The sequence below is a fragment of the Actinoplanes sp. NPDC020271 genome, from assembly GCF_044388125.1.
In the GTDB taxonomy this organism is placed as follows: Bacteria; Actinomycetota; Actinomycetes; order Mycobacteriales; family Micromonosporaceae; genus Actinoplanes.
The window spans coordinates 39,211-58,826 of record NZ_JBIRWQ010000009.1 but is presented as its reverse complement, the minus strand read 5'-3'; the positions used below and the strand labels follow the sequence as shown (position 1 = coordinate 58,826).

Sequence of the window (19,616 nt, the reverse complement as noted above, 5' to 3'; positions counted from 1 at the left end):
TTAACGTCCAGGGATGGATCTGCGGATGTTCGTCGACGGCGAGTGGCGCGGGGCGCGATCAGGATCGGTCAGCGCGGCGACGAGCCCGGCCACCGGCGAGGTGATCGGAAGCGTGCCGGCCGGTGACCGTACCGACGCTCGCGAAGCGATCGACAGCGCGCGTCGCGCGGCGGCCCGATGGGCCCGGATGTCCGCGTTCGACCGGGCGGGACTGTTGCACCGGGTCGCGGACGTGATCGAGGGCCGGCGTGGCACGCTCGCCCGCACGCTCACGCTCGACCAGGGCAAACCTCTGGGCGAGGCGAACGACGAGGTCGACGAGTTGATCGTCTACTGGCGGATGGCGGCCGAGGACGGGAAACGGCTCGGCGGGCTGCTGCCGCCGTCGTCCGGGCCGGGCAAGCGGGCGCTGCTGGTCCGGCGCCCGCGCGGCGTGGTCGGGGTGATCACGCCGTGGAACTGGCCGTACACGATGCCGGCCGAACTGATCGCGCCGGCGCTGGCCGCCGGGAACACGGTGGTCTGGACGCCCGCGCCGTCCACCTCGGTCGCCGCGATCGCGCTCGCCGGTTGCGTGGCCGAGGCCGACCTGCCGCCCGGGGTGCTGAACCTGGTCACCGGGCCGGGGCCGGTCGTCGGCAACGAGATCGCGGCGCATCCGGGTGTCGACGCGGTCGCGTTCATCGGTTCGACCGCGACCGGGCGACTGGTCGCGCAGGCCGCCGCCGGGAAGGCGACGCTGCTGGAGATGGGTGGGAACGGGCCGCTGGTCGTGCTCGACGACGCCGACCTGGACCGGGCCGTCGAGGGCGCACTGACCGCCTGTTTCCTCTGCGCGGGGCAGAGCTGCACGGCCGGCGAGCGCCTGCTGGTGCACGAGGCGGTGCACGACGAGTTCGCGGAACGCCTGGTCACGGCCGTGCGCAAGCAGGTCCGGCTCGGTGATCCGTTCGACGAGACGACCACGATGGGGCCGTTGAACAATCCGGCGGTCGCGGCGAAGATGCTGGCGCACGTGGCGGACGCGGTCGGGCGCGGGGCGCGGGTCCGGACGGGCGGTGCCGCGCTGGGTGGTTTTCCGACGGATCTGTACTGGCCGGCGACGGTCCTCACCGGGGTGCCGGTCGAGGCGCTGGCGGCGACCGAGGAGACGTTCGGGCCGATCGCGCCGATCGTCCGGGTCGGCGGCCTCGAGGAGGCGATCGAGTTGACCAACGCTTCCCGGTACGGGCTTCTCGCCGCGGTCTACACGGCGGACCTGCAACGCGGACTGGACTTCGCGGACGCGGTCCGGACCGGCTGGGTCAACATCAACGAGTCGACGAACTACTGGGAGAGTCACCTGCCGTTCGGCGGGCGGGCGGGGTCGGCGAGCGGGCTCGGCCGGGTCGGCGGCGCCCACCCGATGGAGACGTTCACCGAGTTGCAGACCGTCATCATCGGCGGCCGACAGCTCAGCGCAGCAGGTCGGGGACGCGCTCGAACAGCTGAGTCGTGAAGGTCATCATCTGGTGCAGCATCCAGTTCCCGCAGAACAGCAGCACCGCCCCGATCGCGATGGCCTTCGGCACGAACGAGAGCGTCGCCTCCTGGATCTGCGTCACCGACTGGAACAGCGAGATCGCGAACCCGACCGCGAGCGCGGTCAGCAGGACGGGCGCGGACAGCTTCGCCGCGACCGTCATCGCCTGCAGTCCCAGCTCAACCACCATCGTGTCGGTCATGTCCCTCCGTTCGGCCGGTTCCGGAGCGGGACGAGTGCAGGTTGGTTGCCATTCGGTTCGGCACGGAGCGGCTGACGCGGCCACCTCGGGCGAGCGGACCACGATCGTTGTAGGTTGGCGTCATGGCTTCTGCGATCGAACTGCACGGCCCGCCGCACGTCCAGCGGTACCTGGAGACCGACGGCGAGGACGGCTTCCACTGGCGGAACGGGACGGAGATCCTGATCCTGTTCACGAAGGGCCGCAAATCGGGCGAGGAGCGCTCGCACGCGCTGATCTTCCGCGAGCACGAGGGCGCCTACCTGGTCGTCGCCTCGAAGGGCGGCGCCCCGCAGCCCCCGGCGTGGTTCGTCAACCTCAGCGCCGATCCCGACGTCGAGGTCCAGATCAAGGGCGACCGTTTCCCGGCTCGCGCGCGGGTCGCCACCCCGGCGGAGAAGCCGGCGATGTGGGCGAAGATGGTCGAGGCCTGGCCCGACTACGACGAGTACACGAAGAAGACCGACCGGGAGATCCCGGTGGTCGTCCTCGAACGCTCCTGACGAAAGCGCGTTTGAGGGGCCGCCGCCCGGGAACGCCCTCGGCATGCGTTTCGGATACAAACTCATGGCCGAGGGCTTCGGCCCCAAGGAACTGATCCGGCAGGCGGTCGCCGCCGAGCAGGCCGGGTTCGACTTCGTCGAGATCAGCGACCACTTCCATCCGTGGCTGGAAGAGCAGGGCCATTCGCCGTACGCCTGGAACGTGCTCAGTGCCATCGCCGCGCGCACCGAGCGGCTGGGTCTGGCGACCGGCGTGACCTGCCCGACCGTGCGGTACCACCCGGCGATCATCGCGCAGGCCGCGGCGACGCTCGCGATCATCTCCGACGACCGGTTCACCCTGGGGATCGGCTCCGGCGAGCGACTCAACGAGCATGTCACCGGCCAGGGCTGGCCGAGTGTGTCGGTGCGCCACGAGATGCTGGCCGAGGCGCTCGACATCATCAATCTGCTGTGGCAGGGCGGCTACCGGTCGTACGAGGGAAAGCATCTCCGATTGGATGACGCGCGCATCTTCGACCTGCCGGAGACGCTGCCGGTGATCGCGGTGGCGGCCGGCGGGAAGCGGGCGGCGGAGCTGGCGTCGACGCACGGGACCGGGCTGTTCGCGACCGAGCCGCGCAAGGACCTCGTCGAGGCGTACACCGGGGGTGGCCCGAAGTACGCGGAGATCCCGATGGCCTGGGCACCGACCGTGGAGGCGGCCGCGACGGAGGCGCACCGGACGTCGCGCTGGTCACTGAGCGGCTGGAAGGTGATGGCCGAGCTGCCGAACCCGGTCAACTTCGACGCGGCCTCGGAGACGGTGCGGGTCGAGGACGTCCAGGAGCAGTTCGTCTGCGGACCGGACCCGCAGCCCTACCTCGACGCGATCGCGACCTACACCGAGGCCGGTTTTGATCACCTGGTTCTGCAGAACGCGGGTCCGGATCCGGACGGCTTCCTGGAGTTCTTCGCCAACGACCTCAAGAAGCGGCTGTGACCGGCAACGACGAGTAGCCGCGCAGGGTCAGCCGATCCCGCCGCACCGGCTCGCCGGCCAGCGCCAGCCCCGGCAGCCGGCTCAGCAGCAGCGGGAACGCGACCTGCGCTTCGAGCCGGGCGAGCGGCGCGCCGAGGCAGTAGTGCGCGCCGCCGCCGAACGACACCGGCTGGATGTTCGGCCGGTCCGGGTCGAACCGGTGTGGGTCCGGGTACCGCGCCGGGTCCCGGTTCGCCGCGCCCAGCAGTATCATCATCATCGCGCCGGCACCGACCTGGACCCCGTCGAGATCCACCGGGGCGGTCGCGAATCGCGAGGTGAGCTGCACCGGTGAGTCGTACCGCAGGATCTCCTCGACGAAGTTCGGCGCCAGCGACGGATCTGTCCGCAACCGATCAGCCTGCGACGGGTGCTCCAGCAGGATCTTGAGGCCGGTGCCGAGCAGGTTCGTGGTCGTCTCGAACCCGGCGACCAGCAGCAGCACCAGGTTCGCCAGCAGTTCCGCGCCGGTGAGCACGGCGTCGTCGGCGCTCGCGGCCTCGACGAGCGCGCTGGTCAGGTCTTCCCGCGGGGTCCGCCGCCGGTCGGCGACCAGGCCGATGAAATAGTCCTCCAGCTCGCGGCCGGCCTTGTCGGCGCGGCCCATCTCCTCCTCGGTGCTGATCGGCTCCAGCACCACGGTCAGGTCGGCGGCGCGCCGGCGGAACCAGCGGCGCTCCGACTCCGGGATGCCGAGCAGCGAGCAGATCACCCCGATCGGCAGCGGGTAGGCGAACGCGCTCATGAAGTCGGCCTCGACCGGCATCTCGTCGATCAGCTCACCGGCCTGCGCGGCGATGACCTCGCGCATCGCGGCGACCCGCCGGGCGGTGAACGTCGACGCGGCCGCGCGGCGCACCCGGGAATGGTCCGGCGGGTTGGTCTGCAGCATGGACAGCACGACCGAGGCGACGCCCCGGTTCTCCCGCCAGGTGGGCCAGAACTGGTCGTAGTCGAACTTGTCCGCGACCCGCAGGCCGGGGTCGCGCAGCAGGCGGCTGACCAGGGCATGGCTGCTGATGAACCACTGGTCCTCCATCGCCGGGGCGGCCGGAGCGTGCGCACGGATCACGTCGTAGGCCGGATACGGATCCTCGCGTCCCTCGAGCTGAAAAAGTGAACCGACCGCGGTTTCGTAATCCATCCGGCCATCATGCCGCGTCCCATCAACACCGGCGGAACCCTCAGGAGCCGAAAGAGCCGACCGATGCTGTGTCCCGGAAGAGGCCGGACGAAGGGGCGATCATGGAGCGTTGGTTCGGGGTGGGGCGCAGCCTGCTGGCAGACCCGGCCGAGGCCGGGGCGCAGGCGTGCCGGGAGGCGCTCGGCGGTCGCCGGGCGAGCCTGATGATCGTCTTCGCGGCGCTGTCGCACTCGACGCCGGCGATGGCGGCCGCGGTGCACGCCGCCGCCGGTGGGGACGTGCTGATGATCGGCTGCTCGACGTCCGGTGAGTACACGGTGGACGGGCGAGGGTCGGGCGTGGTGGTCAACGCCATCGGCGGGGACGGATTCCAGGCTTCGGCGCGGGCCGTGCCGTACAACAGCATGGATCTTTACGCGGCCGGCGAGACCGTGGCGTCGGCACTCGACGACGTCGACTCCCCGCACCGGGTGCTGCTGATGCTCGGCGACGGGCGCAGCGGCGACCAGCAGGAGGTCGTGCGCGGGGCGTATTCGGTGGCGGGCGCGCAGGTGCCGCTCATCGGCGGGTGCGCGGGCGACGACGTGACGCAGACCGGGACGTACGCCTTCTTCAGTGACGGCCAGCAGGTGCAGGTCCTGAAGAACGCGGTGCTCGGCGCCGCGCTCGGTGCGGAGTCGCCGTTCGGGATCGGGGCGGCGCACGGCTGGCACCGCACGGGCGAGCCGATGGTGGTGACCCGCAGCGAGGGCGGCAAGATCTTCGAGCTCGACGGCGAGCCGGCGCTCGACGTCTACCTGCGGCGCACCGGTGCGGCGCCGGAGCTGGCCGCGGACCCGGAGGCGTTCCTGATGCACGCGACCGTCCGGCCGCTCGGGCTGGCCCGGCGCACCGGTGAGGACGTGCGCATCATCTTCGAGTGCGACGCGCAGCAGCGGTCGATCTCCGGGCTGGCCGAGACACCGGAGGGCGCGATGGTCTGGTTCATGGAACAGGACACCGCGGCCGTCGTCGACGCGGCGGCGGACGCCGCCCGCGCCGCCGCCGACTCCCTGGACGGCGCGGCGCCGCTGGGGGTCCTGGTCTTCGACTGCTGCGTACGCCCGATCGCGCTCGGCCAGGACAACACCGACCTCGCCGCCGAGCGGCTGCGGGACGCGCTGAAGCCGATCCCGTTCGGCGGTTTCTACTCCAACGGCGAGATCGTGCTGAACAAGGGTGCGAAGGGCATGCATCACCTGACGGTCGCCGCCCTCGCGGTGAGCTGACGCCATGACCGCGTGGTCGATGCTGCGGCTCAGCGAGTACTTCAGTGCCATCACCCGGGCCGGCGACGAGCCGAGCGCCACCCGGATCGCCGTTCAGCGCGCCACCGAGGCGACCGACGCCGAGCTGGGCGCCGTGGTCTGCGGTGACGTCCTGGCCGCGTCGGTCGGGCTGGGCCGCTCCCCCGACGCGGCCCTGTTCGCCGGGGTCCGCTCGGGCGCGGAGACGTGGTCGTTCCCCGGGCTCGGGGACGCGTTCCTCACCGTGCACGCGCTCGACGGCGACTACGACGAACGGCTGATCGTGGCGCGGGCCGGCGAACCGTTCACGCCCGAGGAACGGCAGATGCTGCAGGGTATGGCCAAGGTGCTCGGCCTGGCCTTGCGCGGGCTGCGCACGATCGCCGCCGAGCAGCAGCTGCGCCTCGAACGCGAACGTGAGGCCGAGGCCCGGCTCGTCCTGCTGGAGGCCCTCGAACGCCGGGAACGGCTGCTGGAGACGCTGCTGCGCGTGCAGCGGGCGGCGAGCCAGGGCACCCCGCTCGGCGAGCTGCTCGACTCGATCACCCTCGAGGCGCGGATGCTGCTCGACGACGGCGTGGCCGCGCTGGTGCTGGACGACGCCGGCGACACGGCGAAGCTGACCGTCGCGTCGGCCTCCGGCGGGACGGCGTCCGGCCGGGAGGCGGTGCTGAACGCCGCGCGGCGGGCGATGGACGCGGGCGAACCGGTCTCCGCGGGCATGCTGGCGGCCGCGCCGGTCTACATCGGCGACCGGCTGGCCGGCGCTTTCGTGATCGCCGGCCACGGCGGTGACGTGCGCGAATCGGAGCGCCGCGACGTGCTGGCCGCGTTCAGCGAGCAGGCCAGCCTCGCGCTGACCGGCGCACACACCCAGGCCGCGGTCCACGCCGCGCACCACGACCCGCTGACCCGCCTGCCGAACCGGGCGCTGTTCCTGCAACGCGTCGAGCGGGTGCTCGCCGCGAACGGTGACGCCGCCCTGCTCTACCTCGACCTCGACCTGTTCAAGCAGGTCAACGACACGCTCGGGCACACCGCGGGCGACGAGTTGCTGCGCGGGGTCGCCGACCGCATCCAAGCCTCGGTCCGGGACACCGACATGGCCGCGCGGTTCGGCGGCGACGAGTTCGCGGTGCTCCTCGAACCGATCGCCGGGGAGAAGGAGGCGTGGGAGATCGCTCAGCGGGTCATCGGCGCGATCGGTGAGCCGTTCGAGATCGCCGGCCGGTCGGTGCTCACCCGGGCCAGCGTCGGCATCGCCTACAGCTCGCCCGGCCGGACCGCGGAAGGCCTGCTGGAGGAGGCCGACCTGGCGATGTACCGGGCGAAGAAGACGATGCCGGGCACCTGCCGGGAATTCGACCCGCGGATGCGCACCGAACTGCTCCGACCGGCCTGCTGACTCACCGAACTTTTTCCGACGTGGCCCGGGCCCGCGGTGCCGGCGGCCCGGCGGCCCGGCAGCTTCGGGCCCGTCGCCAGTGCAGGGTGGTTCACTGGTAGCCGACATTCATGATCAGCCGGTCGTCCCGGACGCGCGTCACGATGTAGACCGAACCCGGGTCGAACAGCGTCGGTGACTTCGTCTGCGACTCGGCCAGGCCCATCGCCCGCGCCAGTTCCTCCGGCGACTGCCCGGCCGGCGGCTCGACCGTCAGCTGCCACCAGCAGCCGCCGGAGCCGCACGCCTGCTCCTTGCTGACCACGGTCGCCCCGGCCGGCACCGCCGGGATCCGCGAGTCAGGCGGCAGCGACCCCTCCCCGAGCGTCCGGATGTAGAGGAAGACCGTCCCCCACAGGCACGCCGCCACGGCCGACACCGAGATCAACCCCACAACCACGTTTCGCGTACGTCGTGAGCGCACCATCCCGGAAGTCATCGCGCCAGACTAGCGACCAAGGTCAACTTCCCTGGCTCACTGCAGCACCGCGGCGCCCAGGAACAGGCAGGCGGCAATTTCGAGAAGGCCGACCTGCTTCGGCGTCAGTCGGCGCCGCGGGAGCACGAACGCGCGGATCGCCAGAACGGCGAACAGGGCCGCGAGGAGCCGGCTCAGCAACAATGCCACCACGACAGCGGCCACGTGGTACGCGATCGACGTCCGGTAGTAGAGGATGCTGCCGCGCTCCCGGATCATCGTCTTCACGTAGAAGACGGTGCCGGTGAAATAGAGCAGCGTCGCCGTGAACGGAAGCACCGTCTCGCTCGGCGCGACACCCGCGATCGTCGCCGTCACGAACACCATCAGACAACTCTCGACGACCGAGACCAGGTCGTTGACGAGCGCGCGTTCCTGGCGGCGGGCGGCGTGACAGGCGTTGACGGCCAGGAGCGCGGCGAAGATCGGGGCGTAGAGGAGCACCCGCGGGCGGGCCAGGATGACGGGTGCGGCGAAGAGGGCGGTGCTCAGGCCGTACCACATCATCTGGCTCTTGAATCTGCCGGGGCGCCTCGTCTTGAGCGCCTGCGACGCGTAATACGACAGCAGATAGCCCGACAGCCAGGCGAGCAGCAACGGAATGTCGGGCCAGCGGAAACCGGCGGTCAGAACCCCGGCCAGATACGGCAACAGCAGCATCGCCCAGGCACCATGCTGCGGCGGAACAAATCGGCGGAGGCGGCGCATGCCCCCAAACTAGGCCGCCGCCGGCTCCGCTCCCAGGGACCTTCGACCCAGAGATCGCAATCGGTCAGCACGGCCGGTTCATGCGCGGGTGGCGCGGGTGCAGCGGGTGACGTAGGGGAGTGTGATCTCGTCGTGGCCGGCCAGGTCCGGGTGGGAGTCGAGCAGCTCGGCGACGTTGCCGAGGAGTTCGGCGCGTTCCGGCTCGGGCAGGACGATCACGTAGCTGCGCGAGGCGATCATGTCGATCAGCGACTGCCGGCTCATCGTGTGCACCCACCGGAACTCGGCCCGTTCGACCTGCGTGAACGGCACGGCCAGGCTCGGCGTGGTGTCCAGATCCTGGCGGCTGTGGTGGTGCAGGAGTTCGTCGAGTTCGGCGACCCACGGCTCGGCGCTGTCCCGGATGTTCCAGATCAGGCCGAGCGTCCCGCCGGGCCGCAGCACCCGGACGATCTCCGGGATGCCGCGCGCGGGGTCGACCCAGTGCCACGCCTGCGCCATCACGATCGCGTCCACCGACGCGTCGGCGAGCGGAATGTTCTCGGCTGTGCCCTCGTGCACCGCGGCGGTCGGCACCACCTCGGCGAGCTGTTCGCGCATCCCCTCGGAGGGCTCGACCGCGATGACGTCGAAGCCGGCCTTGACCAGGAGTTCCGTGAACTTACCGGTGCCGGCGCCGAGGTCCGCGACGGTCTTCGCGGACGACGGCACCAGCCAGTCGAGGGCCTCCTGCGGGTAGGAGGGCCGCCCCCGCCGGTATTCCCGGGCCGCCGCCCCGAACGACGCCGCGTGCCGGCGGCGCTGCTCATCACTCGCCGAAGATGTCACGGGGGCAACATATGTCATGCTGCCCCCGCTCGCATGATCAAGGTCGGCCATCGACTCCGCACTTGACGATGATCCGGATGCAGTCGTCGACGCGGCGGGCCATCTCGTCGACCGGCCACGCGTTGAAGAAGTCGCCGTGCATCGTGTAACCGCCGCCCGACGCGAGCCGCAACCGGCTCGGGTCACCGTTCACCGGGTACCGCATCACCTGGCGCAGTTTCGGCACGACCACCGGGTGACTGGCCGGGCAGGCATTGTTCACCGGATACGCCATGTGACTCCTGTGGTCGGCCGAGTCCAGGTTCTTCCCGTCCCAGCAGTGCGGGAAATCGAGGTAGGACTCGAGCATCGACCCGGCCGGGCAGTTGACGAAATCGCTGAGCGGGTTCACCTCGCCGTGATGCAGGCACGACCAGCGGGCGATCGTGTTGTCGGCCGGCCCGGTCGCTTTCGCGTTCCCGGCCACGATCCGCAGCCCGAGCGGCAACGGCCGGGTCTGTGCGATCAGTGCATCAGAAACGCCCTCACCGAGGTAGTAGAAGACGCCGGTCACCGGTTCGACCGGAACGTTGTCCTGGTAGAGGGTGGGAATCCAGTAGGACGACTTGTCGATCGACGGATTGCAGTTGCTGTTCGCGTTGATCAGGTCGTTGACCGTCGTCGACGCGTTCGTCACCTCGCTGCCGAAGAAGCTGTGCAGGTGTGACGCGCCGGGCAGGTTCGGGAAGACGATCGGGTCGTCGGGGAGCCGGTGGGTGAACGGGCAGTCGGCGAGGAATTCGGCGACCCGTACCGCGCCGGGCGGAATGGTCGGCGTCGTCGTGCCACCACCCGTTCCGTAGACCTGGAATTCGGTGAGCGAGACACCATATTGCGTCGCGCGCGCCGTCGTGGTCAGCCGCACGTACCGACCGGTGCCGTTCACCGTGACCGTCTGCCGCCCATCGGTTCCGCTCGTGGTGCCGTAGCGGGTGGTCCAGGAATTGCCGTCGGCCGAGGTCGCGATCGAGAAGCTTGTCGCGTACGCCGTTTCCCAGTCCAATGTCACCGACGTGACCGTGGCGCCGGCCCCGAGGTCCACCTGCAGCCATTGCGGATCGGTGAACGCGCTCGACCAGCGGGTTCCGGCGTTGCCGTCGACGGCGTTGGAGGCGGGGAAGGCGGCCGACTCGACGGACGACGCGGTGGCGGTCTTCCCCTGCGAGAGCAGGGTGTCAGCGGCGCTGGCCGCGTCGGCGGGGACCAGCGCCCCGGCGGTGAGGGCAGCGGCCAGGGCGGCGGCGAGCAGGGGACGTCTGCGCATGGGCGAGGAGCCTTTCCGGCCACGGAAGAAGGGGGAACGTGCTGAGAAAGCGCTCTCTGCCGCCACTGTGAACGGCGTGTTAACCGGTGTCAATGCGCCGGAACCGCTTCCGCCGGAGTATCAGCAGGTCAGCGGGCTGCCCTCGGCATAGTTCCGGTAAGTGGGGACCCTCTCCCCGCTTGCGGACGCACCGGTCGGCGAGGTCGGTGATCCATCCTCTACGGTGCCGGTGTGACAAAGAACGGTCGCTGGACGACGCAGCAGCACTTCGCGGCGATCCTGGGGACGATGGTGGTGCTCGTCCTGGGCGCCTCGGTCGTCGGCGCGGAAGCGCTGAACAGGACCGGCGCGGTCTCCAACCGTCTCAACGACCGGATCTCGCCGGCCCGCACCGCCGTGGTGCAGCTCGACGACGCCCTGCGCAACCAGGACACGGCGCTGCGCGGTTACCTGCTCAGCGGGGCGCCGCAGTTCCTGGAGCTGTACCGCGAGAGTGTGACGGCGGAACAGAACGTGGCCGCGTCACTGCGGAACCTGCTCGACACCGAGACGGAGCCGCTGGCCGACCTGGCCGCGGTCGAACAGGCGGCCGGGACGTGGCGGTCGTCGATCGCCGAGCCCGCGATCACCGCCCGCGGTGGCGACGTGACCGGGACCTTCGAGCCGGTTCGCAGGCGCTTGTCCGTACTGGACAATCGTCTTGTTCTTGCTCGTCAGCAGGGACGCACCGCGCTGGCCGACGCGCGGGAGCTGCGCGACATCGTCTTTCTCGGCCTGGTCGCGGCGTTGCTGCTGCTCATCGTCGCCATCGCGATCCTGCTGCGGGTCACCGTGGTCCGCCCGCTGAACCGGCTCGGCGCCGCGGTCCGGGAGGTGGCCGGCGGCGACTTCGCGCACGCGGTCACGCCGGGCGGCCCGGCCGACGTCGCCGAGCTGAGCCGTGACGTCGAGGCGATGCGGCACCGGCTGGTCGACGCGCTGACCACTACCGGTCAGGCCCGGGACGAGCTGGCCCAGCGTGAGGCCGAGCTGCGCCGATCGAACGCGGAACTGGAGCAGCGGGAGGTGGAGTTACGGCGGTCGAACGCGGACCTGGAACAGTTCGCCTACGTCGCCTCGCACGACCTGCAGGAACCATTGCGCAAGGTCGCGTCGTTCTGCCAGATGCTGCAGCGGCGTTACGGTGACCAGCTCGACGACCGCGCCCAGCAGTACATCACCTTCGCCGTCGACGGCGCCACCCGCATGCAACGCCTGATCAACGACCTGCTCACGTTCTCCCGGATCGGCCGCCTCTACGACGGCAACGCGCCGGTCGAGCTGGACCACGTGCTGGACCGGGTCGAGGAGACGCTCGCGGTCGGCATCGAGGAGACCGGGGCCCGGATCGTCCGGCCGCCACTGCCGACCGTCGCCGGTGACGTCACGCTGCTGACCATGCTGTGGCAGAACCTGCTCGGCAACGCGATCAAATTCCGGCGCCCGGGTGAGCCGCCGCAGGTCGAGATCACCGCTGTCGAGACCGGCTCGGAGTGGACGTTCTCGGTCAGCGACCACGGCATCGGCATCGACCCGGAGTACGCCGACAAGATCTTCGTCATCTTCCAGCGGCTGCACCCGCGGGACAAGTACGAGGGCACGGGCATCGGCCTGGCCGTGTGCAAGAAGGTCGTCGAGCACCACGGCGGCGTGATCGAACTCGACGCGTCCTGCACCGAAGGCGCCCGCTTCGTATTCACGCTGCCGGCGGTCAAGAACTAGTTTGCGACAGAATGTCGTTGACGACCTTCTGCGCCGTGGCCTTCTTCGCCGGATCGGTCCGCGCGTCGACGCCGACCTGATATTTCACGCCACTGGCCGAGTCGGTGAAGAAGTGGCTGAGTTCCAGCTGGTATTTGCCGGCCTTGTTCTTCGCGGTCTGCCGGAACCGGGTGTCGGCGCCGGCCCGCCGCAGCCCGGTGGTGCTCACGAGCCAATCCTTGTCGAGCTGCTCCCGGTCCGCGGCGTCACAGGTGGACGGGCACACCCGGAGAATGACGGCGGCCCGTTCGTTCTTCTGGGTCTTCTTGTCGAAACAGACCACCGCGTCGGTCTTCGGAAGATCGATCTTCCCCGGTACGCAGTTCCAGCTCTCCGGAATCCGGAAGGCGAACGGCCAGTCGGCCGAGGAGGCCGCCGACGTCTTCTCCCCCGGCTGGAACGTCGCCCCCGCCACCTTCCGGTCGGGCGCGTCGTCGCGGAATCCCGGCCCGGACCCTTCGGACGACGAGGGGAACTTCGGCACCGCGGGCCCGGTCGGCGCGACCGGGAACGGCGGTGCGCCGGCCGCCGACCTCGCCGGGGCCGGTGTGTTCGCGGCCGGCTGCGCTGACGCCGTCCGGTCGCCGCCCACACCGATCAGCCCGCCCGCGAGCAGCGCGGTGACCGCGACCGCGTTGATCGCGACGGCGGCCGCCACCCCCGGGTAACGCTGCGGCGAGGCCCCGAGCGCGCCGCGCATGAACGTGACCAGCGGTGCCCGGTACTCCAGGGCGGCGGTCTGACCGGGCGCGAGCTCGACCGGCAGATCGGCCCTACCGGCCCGGGGTGGGACCAGGAACGGCAGGTGGACGTGGACCAGGTGCGAGCCGGGGTTGACCGGCACCACGATCCGGCGCTTCCACGTGGCCCGAACCCGCTGGCCGTCGATGGTCAGGACCGGCTTGACCAGCCCGAACAGGAACGCAATCGGCGCGTGCCGCATCGTCACCGCGACCGTCGCCGCACCGTAGGCAGCCTCCGCGGGCATCGGCGGCAGGAGCTGCGTGACCGGAGCCGGCGGCGCGTGTGTGGCCGGAGCCGGCGGCGCGTGTGTGGCCGGAGCCGGCGGCGCGTGTGTGGCCGGCGGCGCGTATCCGCCGGGCTGAGCCGAATCCCACGACGGGAAGGACGGGTAACCAGTGCTCATCGTGATCTCCCCCTGGCCGCTGCTGCCTACGCCAGGGAACACACCGGAAAGCCCCCATCCGGTTCGATGCGGGACCGGGAAGTCCCGAAGTTGACACCCGTCAGTGGCCGGCCCCGAACCGCAGGCCGTCGATGAGCAGCGACACCATCCGCCGGGTGTGCTCCGGGTCCTCCTCGGCCGGCAGGCACAGGTTCGCCACGGCGACCAGCAGGTCCTTGGCCTCGACGTCCCGCCGCACCGCGCCGCTCGCCACCGCCGCGCCGAGCAACGTCTCCAGCGCCGGTCGCAGATGCTCGTCGAAATATCCGGGCAGCGGCGCGAACGCCGGATCCCCCGAGTGCAGCGCCGCCACCAGCCCCCGCTTGGTCGCCATGAACTCGATGTAACGATCCAGCCAGCGGCGCAGCGCCTCGACCGGAGGATGTTCCGCCGCCAGTTCCGGCGCCGCCGCCGCACACCGGTCGATCTCGTGCCGGAAGACCGCGGTCACCAGGTCCGACCGCTGGGGGAAGTTCCGGTAGACGGTGCCGAGCCCGACGCCGGCCCGCTCCGCGATCTCCCGCACCGGGGCGTCGACACCCGAGACCGCGAAGATCTCCTTCGCCGCCTCGCGCAACGCCTCCCGGCTGCGCTGCGCGTCCGCGCGCACCCGCCGTGCCGGTTCCGCCCTGCTCTCGCCCACCGTGCTCCCCCGCTCACCAACCGGAACAAGGTTCCGATGGTACCGCTACCGACCGGCGCGGAGCAGCGCCAGCGCCGTCCGCCCCAGCTCGGAGGCCGCCACCGACTCGCGGACGACGACGTGGATGCGGCGCACCGGCGTCGGCCGCACCACCGGGATCAGCACCACGCCCGGTGGCGGCTGCTCCGCCCCGAGCGAGGGCAGCACGGTGATCCCGATCCCGGCCGCGACGAACGCGAGCGCCGCACGGTAGTCGTGCGCCTCGACGTGGAACGCCGGGCGGAACCCCACGGCCGCGCACGCGTCGAGCGCCACCTGCCGGCAGCGCCCGTGCACGAAGTCGTTGTCGATCCACCGCTCCGGCGCCAGCTCGGCCAGCTCGATCTCGTCCCGTCCGGCCAGGCGATGACCTTCGGGCAGGATCACGACGTACGGGTCGTCGCGCAGATGCTCGGCCCGGAACCCGGCGCGCCGCGGGATCTCGTCACCGGCGACGACCAGCTGCAGGTCCGGCCGTTCGTCGAGGCGTTCCGGCGGCTCGTCGCAGAGGCGCAGGTCCAGCCGCACCCCGGGGAACGCCCGCATCAGCCCGTCCACCAGGGCGGGCATCCAGACGATCCCGGCCGACGGGAAATACGCGATCGACAGCGATCCGGTCCGCCCCGCGCGCAGATCCGCCACGAGCGCCTCGGCCTCACCGACCCGCGCCAGCAGCTCGTCGGCCTCGGCGGCGAGCGCCAGCCCGGCCGACGTCGGCCGCAGCCCGCGACCGGCGCGTTCCAGCAGCACCAGCCCGGTCTCGCGCTGCAGCGCGGCGAGATGCTGACTGATCGCGGACGGGGTGAACCCCAGATTCGCCGCAGCGGCGTGCACCGAGCCGCTCGCCACCACCGACCGGAAGACACGCAGACGATGCAGGTCCAGCATCCCCGCACCCTACAGCCGCACTGAACGGACCGGCAGTACCGTGCAACGAGCCTGAACTGGTGCGAACCCGGCATCCCACCCCCGGATTCGGCCTAGCCTCCCGGTTATGCGACAAACACCCCGACGATTCGGTACGGCCATGGCCGCGCTCGCCGCGACCCTCCTCGCCGCCGTCCCCGCGGCAGCGGCCACCCCGCGGCCGGCGGCGTCGGACTGGGCGCAGGACGGTCACGACGCCGGCCACGACGCTTACAACCCGGACGAATACCGGATCACCGCCGGGACGGTGAACCGGCTCGTCCAACGCTGGTCGATCGCCACCACGGGTGGAGCGGTCCAGCAGCAGGCGCCGATCGTCGCCGGGACGCAACTGTTCCTGACCGACAGCGCGGGCATCGGGGCGTACAACGCGACCACCGGCGTCGCCGACTGGCAGTTCCCGCTGCCCAAGACCGACAACCCGCAAGCCCCGGCGCTCGCCACGGACGGGGCGGCCCTGATCGCGTACCTCCGGACCGGAGAGCTCGTGTCACTGGACACCGCGACCGGATCGGTGCGGTGGCGCACCCCCGTCCCGTCGCGCGCCCCGGCCGGCAAACTGCTGCTCGACCGCGGTGTCGTCGTCGCCGGCGGCAACGACGGCGAGAACCTGGGCGCGTGGGCGTTCGAGGCCGCGACCGGCAAACCGCTGTGGCACCGGCTCGGCCTCGACCCGCAGTGGCCGGTCGCCGACGGCAAGATGCTGCTGTCCCGCCCGTACCGCGGTGGGCTCCAAGCCGTCGACTTCGCCACCGGCCGGGTCGCCTGGGAGACCGACCGGGACTGGTTCGGCTACGCCGCCGACCCGACCGGCCGGTTCTTCCTCGTCGGACAGGACAACGACCTGCTCAAGGTCCGCGCCGACTCCGGCCGCGTCGTGTGGCAGGCGGCCGGCCTGTCCGGCGCCCCGGCCGTCGACAACGACCGCGTCTACCTGGGTGTCGAGGACCAGCCCGAGATGGTCGTCGCGGTCGACCTCTACACCGGTGAGGAACGGTGGCGCCTCGCCGCCGGGCTGCTGCCGATCGTCGCCGGTGGGCTGCTCTGGACCAGCCACTCCAGCCCCGATCAGGGGTGGCAGCTGGAGGCGCTCGACCCGGTCACCGGCGTGCCGTTCGACCTGCCGGCCGCGGTCCACAACGCCGGCGGCCCCGACCGCACGGTGGTCACGCACGGCTGGCTCTACACCACGGACGGCGCGACGCTGCGGGCCTTCACCGTGCCGGGAAGCCCCGAGGCGCTCCGTGCCCCTTCACGGTCTTGAAACGGCCCGCGGGAGCCGCGGACGAAGGCCGGCCGCGTCGGACGCAGTCCCCACCCCAACCGGGGGCAGACCACCCACCGATCAGTTTCCCGGAATCCCATGATCGTTTCTGCTGGCCTGTGGACAACCCTCTGCTGTGGACAACTCGACGGCACCTCGCGGGACCGGCGAGAATGAGCGCCGGACCGGAGCCCTCGACCTGGAGGTGGCCATGGACGTCCTCGACGATCTCGAGCAGGAGCAGAACGCGCTGGCCGCGGTGCTGGCCGGCCTCAGTGCCGACGACTGGAAGCGCCCGTCCTCGGCCGCCGGCTGGACGGTGGCCGACGTGGTGCTGCACCTCGCGCAGCTCGAGGAGGCCGTGGTCGCCTCGGCCGCCGACGATCCGCGCGGCATCGACTGGCGCCGGTTCGGGGCGACTGTCGACGACGGCATGGACGCGATGGTCCGGGCCGACCCGGCGGAGCCTGCGGAGATTCACGCACGGTGGCAGGCCGCGCGCCGCGCCTCGGTTCGCGCTCTGCGGGCGGCCGACCCGGCCCAGCCGTTGCGCTGGGTGACCACGTCGTTGAAGCCGCGCACGCTCGCGACGACACGGCTCGCCGAGCACTGGGCGCACGGGTTGGACATCACCGTCCCGCTCGGCGTGGACTATCCGGACACTGCCCGGCTGCGGCACGTGGCCTGGCTCGGTCACAGCACGTTGCCGTATGCGTGGCAGCTGGCCGGGCGTCCAGCCGTACCCCTTTATTGTGATTTGACCGCGCCGGACGGCTCACGGTGGGAGTTCGGCGATCCGGCGGCCGAGTCGGCCATCAGCGGCGACGCGGGCGTGTTCTGCCGGGTCGGCGCCCGGCGGCTGGCGCCCGCCGACTCGGGTTTGCGGACCCGGGGGCCACACGGCGACGAAGCCCTCCACCTGTTGAGGAACTACGCGCTCACGTGACCCCCGGCCGCGGTCAGGGCAGGGCGTTGAGGAACGGCTCGTGGCTGTTCTTGAACTCCCAGCCATAGAAGCGATCCCAGTTGATCGACCATGTCATCAGGCCGCGGAAGTCCGGGTTGAGGCCGCTGCGCGGGGTGTACGACCCGCAGTTCGTCCCCTTGACCAGGCACGTCACCGCCTGCTGGACGGCGGCCGGCGCGACGTAGCCGTTGCCGGCACTGACCGAACTGGGCGCCCCGAACGCGATCTGGTCCTCGCGCAGCGCGGGGAACAGGTTGGCGGTGTTGCCGGCGACCGGGAAACCGGCGAGCAGCATGTCCGTCATCGCGACGTGGAAGTCCGCGCCGCCCATCGAGTGGTACTGGTTGTCCAGCCCCATGATCGATCCGGAGTTGTAGTCCTGCACGTGCAGCACCGTGAGGAAGTCCCGGACCGCGTAGATCACCGGGAGGTAGGAGCCGGCGCGCGGGTCCTGGCCGCCCCACGGGCCGGAGCCGTAGTACTGGTAGCCGAGCTGGACGAAGAACGTCTCCGGCGCCATGGTCAGCACGAAGCCGGCGCCGTAACGGGTTTTCAGGCTCTTCAGGGCGCTGATCAGGTTGACGATCACCGGCGTGGTCGGGTTCTTGACGTCGGTGTCCCCGGTGTTCAGTGACAGCGAGTGGCCCTCGAAGTCGATGTCGACGCCGTCCAGCCCGTACCTGTCGATGATCGCGCTGACCGAGCTGACGAACGTGTCCCGGGCCGCGGTCGTGGTGAGCTGCACCTGCCCGTTGGCGCCGCCGATGGAGAGCAGCACCTTCTTGCCGGCCGCGCGCTTGGCCTTGATCGCGGCGAGGAAGTCCGCCTCGGATTCGACGCCGGGGCACTCGGCGGCCGGGCAGCGGGTGAACCGGATGTCGCCGGAGGTGACGCTGGTCGGTTCACCGAAGGCCAGGTTGATGATGTCCCATTCGGCGGGGACGTCGGCCATCCGCAGGTATCCGGAGCCGTTGGCGAAGCTGGCGTGCAGGTAGCCGATGAGCGCGTGTTTCGGCAGCCCGCCGACCGGGATGGGCGTGGTCGGCGAGGGACCGGCGCTCGGACCGGCGCTGGGACCGGCGCTACTGGAGGTCACTGAAGGTGACGGATTGGTCGTGCCGCCGCAGGCGCCGTTGTTGATCCAGACGTCCCACTGGCCGCTCTTCAGGGCCGGGTCCTCTCCCTGGGTCCACCACTTCGCGGTGTAGTTGTTGCCACCCTTGGAGACGACGTTGTCCTTGACGTAGGTGGCGGTCACGCTCCATGCCGGAGCGCAGGCCACAGCGGCGCTGGCGGTGGCCGCGACATAGACGGTTGAGCATGCAGCGGCCAGGGCAGCCACGGCCGCAAGGATCACGGATCGACGCATGTGCAATTATTAGGACTGTTAACTGAAGTTGTAAAGAGCCCACCCGGATCACCAGGTGGCGAGCACTCGGGCCTGGCCGCCGGAGCCGCCCTCGTAGGGGATCAGCCCGACGAAGATCTTCGCCCCCGTCCGCGGGAGGTGCGCGAGGTTGGCCAGGTTCTCGATGCCGTACCGATCAGCACCGGTCAGCGCGACATGCGTGTCGAACGTCGTCGACGGCGCCGGGTCGATGCTGAGCGTGTCGACGCCCAGCGCGCGGATCCTCCGGTTCCGCAGCAGCCACTCGCACGCGTCCACCCCGAACCCGGGGAAATGCGCCCGGTACTGCTCGGGGCGGCTCACCTTGGCGCCCCACCCGGAGTGCATCAGGACCGCGGCACCCGCGGGGATCTCGTCGTACCGCCGCTCGAACGCACGCAGGTCATCAACGGTCACGACCGTGTCCGGATGACGCGCGGCCCGACCGGCGATGTCGATCACCACGGCCGGGACGAACAGTTCGGACGGCCGCAACTCGGTCGACGTCCGCCCGCCCGCGGTGAAGTGCACCGGCGCGTCGACGTGCGTCCCGAAGTGCTCCAGGACCGTCCACTCCTGCATGTAATAACCGTCTTTTTCGATGGTCGTGACAGTCCTCCGCGTAGCCTCCTCCCCCGGCTCGAATGCCGGAAAAGCAGGCCCCAGCGCGTACGTCAGATCCAGCAACCCGCCACGCCCGGAAGCGCTCGCCGCCGCGGCGGGCGCGGTCAGGGCCAGGGTCGCGGCAAGTCCCGCGCCGCCGAGCAGGGCGGCGCGGCGACTCATTCCGGCATTGCTCTCGTGGGTCGTGCACATCGAAGCTCGGCTCCATCCGCTCGGCGTGGCTCGGTCCTCATCCTGCCGAATCGAACGCGCCGGCCGAGCGAAGTGCCGCAATCCGTCACTCACCCCGGGCACGCCGGCC

General features: G+C 70.9%; 19 protein-coding genes. 8 read left to right on the top strand and 11 right to left on the bottom strand.

Annotation, left to right across the window (positions count from 1 at the left end; all coding sequences use genetic code 11):
• The first annotated feature begins 13 nt into the window (after positions 1-13).
• Positions 14-1,498 carry an aldehyde dehydrogenase family protein gene (locus tag ACH442_RS21070; RefSeq protein WP_396339756.1) on the top strand — a complete coding sequence of 495 codons (1,485 nt, stop codon included), beginning with the start codon at positions 14-16 and terminating at the stop codon, positions 1,496-1,498.
• On the opposite strand, the gene fliQ is transcribed toward ACH442_RS21070, so the two are convergent.
• The gene (gene fliQ, locus ACH442_RS21065) at positions 1,455-1,724 is read right to left on the bottom strand and encodes a flagellar biosynthesis protein FliQ (RefSeq protein WP_396339755.1); all 270 of its coding nucleotides are present in this window, start codon (positions 1,722-1,724) and stop codon (positions 1,455-1,457) included. The two genes, ACH442_RS21070 and fliQ, sit on opposite strands and share 44 nt — an antisense overlap.
• A 122-nt stretch (positions 1,725-1,846) precedes the next feature.
• Here fliQ and ACH442_RS21060 point away from each other — a divergent pair, with 122 nt between their 5' ends.
• Positions 1,847-2,266, top strand: a complete 420-nt coding sequence (locus ACH442_RS21060; RefSeq protein ID WP_396339754.1) for a nitroreductase family deazaflavin-dependent oxidoreductase — start codon at positions 1,847-1,849, stop codon at positions 2,264-2,266.
• A gap of 43 nt (positions 2,267-2,309) precedes the next feature.
• Entirely contained in the window at positions 2,310-3,248 is a 939-nt protein-coding gene (locus ACH442_RS21055; RefSeq protein ID WP_396339753.1) for a TIGR03557 family F420-dependent LLM class oxidoreductase, read from the top strand.
• Here the strand turns inward: ACH442_RS21055 and ACH442_RS21050 are convergent.
• Positions 3,232-4,431: a cytochrome P450 gene (locus ACH442_RS21050; RefSeq protein ID WP_396339752.1), complete on the bottom strand. Its 1,200-nt coding sequence runs from the start codon at positions 4,429-4,431 to the stop codon at positions 3,232-3,234. The two genes, ACH442_RS21055 and ACH442_RS21050, sit on opposite strands and share 17 nt — an antisense overlap.
• Before the next feature lie 101 nt (positions 4,432-4,532).
• On the opposite strand from ACH442_RS21050, the gene ACH442_RS21045 reads away from it, so the two are divergent.
• Both ACH442_RS21045 and ACH442_RS21040 read left to right on the top strand, forming a co-directional pair.
• Positions 4,533-5,699 (top strand): FIST signal transduction protein, encoded by a 1,167-nt coding sequence (locus tag ACH442_RS21045; RefSeq protein ID WP_396339751.1) that lies wholly within the window; start codon positions 4,533-4,535, stop codon positions 5,697-5,699.
• A 4-nt stretch (positions 5,700-5,703) separates the two neighbouring features.
• Positions 5,704-7,122, top strand: a complete 1,419-nt coding sequence (locus ACH442_RS21040; protein ID WP_396339750.1) for a diguanylate cyclase domain-containing protein — start codon at positions 5,704-5,706, stop codon at positions 7,120-7,122.
• A gap of 91 nt (positions 7,123-7,213) precedes the next feature.
• On the opposite strand, the gene ACH442_RS21035 is transcribed toward ACH442_RS21040, so the two are convergent.
• From ACH442_RS21035 to ACH442_RS21020, 4 genes are all read right to left on the bottom strand, one after another.
• Positions 7,214-7,600, bottom strand: a complete 387-nt coding sequence (locus ACH442_RS21035; RefSeq protein WP_396339749.1) for a hypothetical protein — start codon at positions 7,598-7,600, stop codon at positions 7,214-7,216.
• 36 nt (positions 7,601-7,636) lie between these two features.
• Entirely contained in the window at positions 7,637-8,347 is a 711-nt protein-coding gene (locus tag ACH442_RS21030) for a YwiC-like family protein (protein ID WP_396339748.1), read from the bottom strand.
• Positions 8,348-8,425: 78 nt separating this feature from the next.
• Positions 8,426-9,175 carry a class I SAM-dependent methyltransferase gene (locus ACH442_RS21025; protein ID WP_396339747.1) on the bottom strand — a complete coding sequence of 250 codons (750 nt, stop codon included), beginning with the start codon at positions 9,173-9,175 and terminating at the stop codon, positions 8,426-8,428.
• A 37-nt stretch (positions 9,176-9,212) separates the two neighbouring features.
• Positions 9,213-10,478: a DUF1996 domain-containing protein gene (locus ACH442_RS21020; protein WP_396339746.1), complete on the bottom strand. Its 1,266-nt coding sequence runs from the start codon at positions 10,476-10,478 to the stop codon at positions 9,213-9,215.
• A gap of 231 nt (positions 10,479-10,709) precedes the next feature.
• Between ACH442_RS21020 and ACH442_RS21015 the strand changes: the two genes are divergently transcribed.
• Positions 10,710-12,239 (top strand): ATP-binding protein, encoded by a 1,530-nt coding sequence (locus tag ACH442_RS21015; protein WP_396339745.1) that lies wholly within the window; start codon positions 10,710-10,712, stop codon positions 12,237-12,239.
• Here ACH442_RS21015 and ACH442_RS21010 read toward each other — a convergent pair.
• From ACH442_RS21010 to ACH442_RS21000, 3 genes are all read right to left on the bottom strand, one after another.
• Positions 12,229-13,425 carry a hypothetical protein gene (locus ACH442_RS21010; RefSeq protein ID WP_396339744.1) on the bottom strand — a complete coding sequence of 399 codons (1,197 nt, stop codon included), beginning with the start codon at positions 13,423-13,425 and terminating at the stop codon, positions 12,229-12,231. The two genes, ACH442_RS21015 and ACH442_RS21010, sit on opposite strands and share 11 nt — an antisense overlap.
• A 100-nt stretch (positions 13,426-13,525) precedes the next feature.
• Positions 13,526-14,107 (bottom strand): TetR/AcrR family transcriptional regulator, encoded by a 582-nt coding sequence (locus ACH442_RS21005; protein ID WP_396339743.1) that lies wholly within the window; start codon positions 14,105-14,107, stop codon positions 13,526-13,528.
• A 45-nt stretch (positions 14,108-14,152) separates the two neighbouring features.
• A complete protein-coding gene (locus tag ACH442_RS21000; RefSeq protein ID WP_396339742.1) occupies positions 14,153-15,034 on the bottom strand; it encodes a LysR family transcriptional regulator in 882 nt (293 codons plus the stop codon).
• 106 nt (positions 15,035-15,140) lie between these two features.
• Between ACH442_RS21000 and ACH442_RS20995 the strand changes: the two genes are divergently transcribed.
• On the top strand, positions 15,141-16,337 hold the full coding sequence (locus ACH442_RS20995; RefSeq protein ID WP_396339741.1) for a PQQ-binding-like beta-propeller repeat protein: 1,197 nt from the start codon (positions 15,141-15,143) through the stop codon (positions 16,335-16,337).
• 136 nt (positions 16,338-16,473) lie between these two features.
• Positions 16,474-17,283: a maleylpyruvate isomerase family mycothiol-dependent enzyme gene (locus ACH442_RS20990; protein ID WP_396339740.1), complete on the top strand. Its 810-nt coding sequence runs from the start codon at positions 16,474-16,476 to the stop codon at positions 17,281-17,283.
• A 13-nt stretch (positions 17,284-17,296) separates the two neighbouring features.
• Here ACH442_RS20990 and ACH442_RS20985 read toward each other — a convergent pair whose 3' ends face one another.
• A complete protein-coding gene (locus ACH442_RS20985) occupies positions 17,297-18,673 on the bottom strand; it encodes a chitinase (RefSeq protein ID WP_396339739.1) in 1,377 nt (458 codons plus the stop codon).
• A 48-nt stretch (positions 18,674-18,721) separates the two neighbouring features.
• Positions 18,722-19,507, bottom strand: coding sequence for a cyclase family protein (locus ACH442_RS20980; protein WP_396339738.1), 786 nt, complete (start codon positions 19,505-19,507; stop codon positions 18,722-18,724).
• Positions 19,508-19,616: the final 109 nt, after the last annotated feature.

Excerpts from the sequence above, each read along its gene's own strand:
- ACH442_RS21000 (WP_396339742.1), bottom strand. The coding sequence starts at position 15,034 with ATGCTGGACCTGCATCGTCTGCGTGTCTTCCGGTCGGTGGTGGCGAGC.
- ACH442_RS21055 (WP_396339753.1), top strand. The coding sequence starts at position 2,310 with ATGCGTTTCGGATACAAACTCATGGCCGAGGGCTTCGGCCCCAAGGAA.
- ACH442_RS21050 (WP_396339752.1), bottom strand. The coding sequence starts at position 4,431 with ATGGATTACGAAACCGCGGTCGGTTCACTTTTTCAGCTCGAGGGACGC.
- ACH442_RS21030 (WP_396339748.1), bottom strand. The coding sequence starts at position 8,347 with ATGCGCCGCCTCCGCCGATTTGTTCCGCCGCAGCATGGTGCCTGGGCG.
- ACH442_RS21060 (WP_396339754.1), top strand. The coding sequence starts at position 1,847 with ATGGCTTCTGCGATCGAACTGCACGGCCCGCCGCACGTCCAGCGGTAC.
- ACH442_RS21070 (WP_396339756.1), top strand. The coding sequence starts at position 14 with ATGGATCTGCGGATGTTCGTCGACGGCGAGTGGCGCGGGGCGCGATCA.
- fliQ (WP_396339755.1), bottom strand. The coding sequence starts at position 1,724 with ATGACCGACACGATGGTGGTTGAGCTGGGACTGCAGGCGATGACGGTC.
- ACH442_RS21045 (WP_396339751.1), top strand. The coding sequence starts at position 4,533 with ATGGAGCGTTGGTTCGGGGTGGGGCGCAGCCTGCTGGCAGACCCGGCC.
- ACH442_RS21020 (WP_396339746.1), bottom strand. The coding sequence starts at position 10,478 with ATGCGCAGACGTCCCCTGCTCGCCGCCGCCCTGGCCGCTGCCCTCACC.
- ACH442_RS20985 (WP_396339739.1), bottom strand. The coding sequence starts at position 18,673 with ATGCGTCGATCCGTGATCCTTGCGGCCGTGGCTGCCCTGGCCGCTGCA.
- ACH442_RS20995 (WP_396339741.1), top strand. The coding sequence starts at position 15,141 with ATGCGACAAACACCCCGACGATTCGGTACGGCCATGGCCGCGCTCGCC.
- ACH442_RS21040 (WP_396339750.1), top strand. The coding sequence starts at position 5,704 with ATGACCGCGTGGTCGATGCTGCGGCTCAGCGAGTACTTCAGTGCCATC.
- ACH442_RS20980 (WP_396339738.1), bottom strand. The coding sequence starts at position 19,507 with ATGTGCACGACCCACGAGAGCAATGCCGGAATGAGTCGCCGCGCCGCC.
- ACH442_RS21010 (WP_396339744.1), bottom strand. The coding sequence starts at position 13,425 with ATGAGCACTGGTTACCCGTCCTTCCCGTCGTGGGATTCGGCTCAGCCC.
- ACH442_RS21035 (WP_396339749.1), bottom strand. The coding sequence starts at position 7,600 with ATGACTTCCGGGATGGTGCGCTCACGACGTACGCGAAACGTGGTTGTG.